The following is a 216-nucleotide window of genomic DNA, read 5'->3' as shown; positions in this document are numbered from 1 at the left end:
GACTAACCGCATAAGTAGCTGCTGGACTTCCTGCTGTTGTTAGCGATGCATTATTAGCAGTGATTGCTGTTCCAACACAATAACTTGGCGAAGCAACGGTATAACTCAATCCTGCCGGAGCTTGATTTACGGTAATGGTTACAACCGATGTTGCAGTTCCACAACCACCAGTATTGCTGGCTGTGACGGTATATCCTGCAGATGCAACTGCTGTAG

The 216-nt window shown here is 46.8% G+C and carries 1 protein-coding gene; it reads right to left on the bottom strand.

Translation table 11 applies throughout. From position 1 onward, the window contains the following. Positions 1-216: hypothetical protein (locus tag DOS84_RS19195; RefSeq protein WP_165830475.1), on the bottom strand; the 216-nt coding region annotated here is incomplete at both ends.

This window comes from Flavobacterium aquariorum, from assembly GCF_003254745.1.
Lineage (GTDB): Bacteria > Bacteroidota > Bacteroidia > Flavobacteriales > Flavobacteriaceae > Flavobacterium > Flavobacterium aquariorum.
The sequence above is the reverse complement of the archived record's forward strand: the minus strand, read 5'-3'. Positions and strand labels throughout refer to the sequence as shown.